This window comes from Pseudoalteromonas sp. SG41-5 (genome assembly GCF_014164495.1).
Classification (GTDB): domain Bacteria; phylum Pseudomonadota; class Gammaproteobacteria; order Enterobacterales; family Alteromonadaceae; genus Pseudoalteromonas; species Pseudoalteromonas rhizosphaerae.
In genome coordinates, this window is record NZ_JACJFH010000171.1 from 1 (window position 1) to 4,318 (window position 4,318).

2 protein-coding genes are annotated in these 4,318 nt (G+C 38.6%); both read right to left on the reverse strand.

Annotated elements, in window-relative coordinates; genetic code table 11:
- The coding region (locus tag H5232_RS22370) for a TonB-dependent receptor plug domain-containing protein (RefSeq protein WP_182831549.1) at window positions 1-670 on the reverse strand (670 nt) is incomplete at its 3' end.
- A 533-nt stretch (window positions 671-1,203) separates the two neighbouring features.
- On the reverse strand, window positions 1,204-3,918 hold the full coding sequence (locus H5232_RS22375; RefSeq protein WP_182761025.1) for a TonB-dependent receptor: 2,715 nt from the start codon (window positions 3,916-3,918) through the stop codon (window positions 1,204-1,206).
- Between the last annotated feature and the right edge of the window lie 400 nt (window positions 3,919-4,318).

Below are 4,318 nucleotides of genomic sequence, written 5' to 3' on the forward strand. Positions count from 1 at the left end.
CACCAAACTTATTATCCCAGTTATTACTGAGCATAAAAGAAGCACGAGGCGATACATCCTCATCAACATCACTATAACGAGCATTGACATTGTAAGCGCCTTTAAAGCCATCATATTGAAATGGACGCGCCGTTTGTAAGTTAACATTGCCTGAGATGCCACCGTCTTCAAGTTCAGCAGAAACGGTTTTATTAATATCTATTTGGGTAAACAGTTCAGATGCGAATACGTTAAAATCAAAAGCACGAGAGGTATTAGAACCACCAGCCGCATCAGTAGCAGCACCAGCAGATGCTGATTCCATGCCATTAATTGTGGTTTTAACGTAACGAGAACCTAAACCGCGAATGGTAATTTGACGACCTTCACCCGCATCCTCCTCAATAGAGATACCAGGTACGCGTGAAAGAGAATCTGCCACATTTAAGTCAGGAAATTTACCAATATCTTCTGCAATGATGGTTTCACGGGTGCCTACGGCTTCACGCTTAGACATTAAAGCGGCATTGATACTACCGCGAAAACCTTTTACTTCGATCACTTCAAGTTGATCATCAGCAACAGCTTCATCTTGAGGGGCTGCATATGCTAAGCCACTGGTCAATGCGCCACTGAGTATTAAATTGGTCATTAACTTACTAAGTTTAAAATTGTGTGTGCTGGTTGTCATAGTGGTTCCACGTTCTACTTATTGTTATTAAGTTAACATGACTTAAAAGAGAGTGTTTGTCATGTCCTTGTTCTGATTTTTATTGCACCTAACCTCATAATCCATAATGGGAAAAACAACGAGAAAGCAAGTAGCAAAGTGTTTGATGAAATGGCTTGCTACCGGTGGCACAAAATGAAAAATATAGCGTTATTGATGCGAAGTCAAATGAAAAACATAACATTATTCATCATTAATTTACATTTAGAACAGCATACGAATACCATTCAAGTGCAACATTATCTATAAGTACTATGATTTAACTGATTATTTGCCACCGGTGGCATTGTATTTTAATTATAAATAATGGATGCGCTACTTTAGTCGTATAAAAACAATATAAGAATATTTTTGTTAGTATGTGAGTAATTTTTGATTATCAATTAAGAAAGGCAATTAACATTGAGTTGTTGGTATTGTGCGTAAAAAAACAGCTTAATTAAAATGTTAATTAAGCTGTTTTCCTTAGGGGAGTTTAAAATTTAAATACTGTTTTACAAGTTGTAGCGTATTCCTAAAAAGAACTGTCGGCCGGTATGATTATATTCACGCGGTAAATCTAAACTGCCATCACCTGTTGTATATAGGCGTTCATACTCATCGGTAAGGTTAATAGCTTCAAATGTTACAGTGACATTTTCATTAATATTATAAAAAGCAGATAGGTCAAAATGTGTTGGACCAGATGTCGCTTCTTCGGCATTACCATTGTTACCCGTGTAATCTGTGATGTAATTGTCGCGTTTATTTACTGAGGCACGAGCGCCATAGTTTTCTTCTTCATAATACAGGGTAAAGTTATAAGAATTTTTAGAAAGGCCGGTAATTTCACCTGCAGAGACATACGTATAGTTAGACACTAACCCCATATTTTTTAACAACCCAGGTAGGAATGAAAAAGGTTGCTGATAAATAAGTTCAAGCCCTTTGATCACAGTACCTTGTCCATTTACAGGGACGAAATGTGTGTAAGGGGTAGTTCTAGGATCGAGCGCACTTGATGGATCATATTGCGGATCATTATCAATAAAGGGTAAATAAGCAGGATCGACGAGTTTTTCTTCACTATCACTTTTTATAAAAGAGCCAATGTCTTTGTAAAACGCTGTTGCTGCTAATAGCGACTCTTCTGCAAAGTACCATTCAACACCAACGTCTGTATTGGTAGAGGTGAAAGGGTCTAAGAATGGGTTACCCGCACTAACAGTGCCGTTTAAATAAGAAAACGATGGATTACCAGGATTGAGTGAACTCAAACTCGGGCGGGTCATGGTTTTAGATAAACCCAGCCTTACAATCACATCATCGGTTGCATCAAGGGCTAAATTTAGCACCGGTAAAACATTGTCATAGCTATTGTCGATTGATACCGCATCAGTTTGAATAAAACCTGTTGATGTGGTTTCAGTTTTTACATAGCGAACACCTGCATTTGTGCGTAGTAGCATATCGGAAATTTCATATTCAAAATTAGTTTCCACATAGGCAGCCATTGTTTCTTCTTCAACTTTCCAGCTTTGTGCACTGCGTGGCACCCACTCTTTAACTAAAAGCTGTGAATTTATTGCATCAAAATCAGCCACTATAAAGGGTGATAACGTGCCGTCATAACCGCTGCCAAAATCATCGTAGGGCATTAACTGAGAAAATCCAGCTGCAGAATCTTGATCAGGAAAACCGTTTATTTGTGATTCATCGTAACTAACCGTTCTGTCGTTATAGGCTATACCGCCTTTGATATTCATCATATCCATCTCGTATGATAAATCAATTTTAGCGGTGTCATTTTCGCGCAGTACATCTGTTGCACGTAAGCGCCCATCGGCTAAATCAAAAGAGTTGGCATCTAGAGTATCGTAATCGTAATTCATCACAGCGGTATTATTGCTGGTGCCAAAATCCATCGATACTCTATGAGGTGTGTTATTAGTCATGTTATAACGATACTGCTCAGAGCGAGCATCCGATTCAGCAGTGCCCACCATAGCGTCTAATCGAAGGTAATCAGATAAGTGATATTTAGCTGAGAATACGTATTGTTGAAATTTTGTTTTTGAAATCTGCTGACGGCTTTCTACTCGAGATTTAACGCCGTTAAATGTCGCTGCTTGGATCTGTTTGCCATTGTCAGCAATGGTAATCGATTCAGGAGTAATTTCGCTGAATGTGTTTCTAAACATCTCGAAAAAGTTGTACATAGTACGGTCATTATCGAGTGTCGAATGTAATGTATCTAAGGTAAGAACGAGATCATCATTTGGGGCATATTGTAAAGATCCGGTAAAACCTAAGCGGTCTTGTTCATTACCAAAAAAATCAGGACGAGGCAGGCGAGGGGTATATAAACAGTTTACTGGATCAACGCTTTGCCCTTCAAATTCACAATTACCGGTGTTGGGTGTGCCAATTACTTCAGTATTAGAAGTATCTGCGTATATACCGCCACCATCAAGTACGGGGGTGGTCCAGCGTACTGTACCAAAGCCTTCTTGGCGCACGGTGCGTTCAGATTTTGCGACAGAGAATAAAGCCCCGATTGTATCATCAGCAAATGTGTTGCTGATCATAAATACCATCCGTGGGTCGACTTCTTCAGTGAGGTCGTTATAACCGGCTTGCGCAGACGCTGCAACATGAAAGCCTGTTGTGTCAAACGGACGTGCAGAATACATATCAACAGTCCCGGCTATACCACCTTCTTCAGTTGCGGCCGTGGGCGTTTTTTGGATATCAACACGATTAAATAGTTCGGATGCAAATATATTAAAGTCAAATGCACGGCCACCATTTACGCCGCCACCAGAGTCGGTGCCATCGGTACTAGCAGGTACTTCCATACCGTTTAAGGTAGTACGTGTAAATGCAGGACCTAAACCACGTAAGGTAATTTGCCTACCTTCACCACCTTCACGAGAAATAGCTACCCCAGGAATACGTTGTAATGATTCGGCGATATTCAGATCAGGGAATTTACCAATATCTTCAGCCGCGATAGATTCAGTGGTATTTACTTCAAAACGTTTAGTTGCTAACGATTTATTTAATGATGATCTAAATCCAGTTACTTGAATTAACTCAATGTCATTTTGGGCTTTAGTATCTGTTTGTGGCTGTTCATCGGCTGCGATTGCATACGATGTTGTGCCCAGTAGTAAGGCACTAACAATGCAGTTAAGTGGCTTGAGAACGAACTTATTTGCAGTCTTCATTGTGTGTTCCTTTTTTATGCTGTTGATTTGAGTTTTTATTACTTTATTTAGCCAGTCAAATATAAGTCTATGATTAAATGTCATAAAACTATGATTTGAATCGATAGCAATATCAGCTAAATACAAATGCTACCGGTGGCATAGGAATCAAGCTATATCTAAAAAAGCATATTGTCAAACCTAATAAATTACATTTTTTATGTTTTATTTACATTTATTTGGCAGTAAATGCACATTAAGTCTTGGTTTAATTTTATTCAGCACCATGATTTAACTTGTTATTTGCCACCGGTGGCAGTTGATGGTATGTTTATAACGACAACCACAATTAAGTAAAATTATTTTTTCACTCAATTACAAAAGATAATTTTATAAAGAGCTAAACTGATTTTTTAAAAAC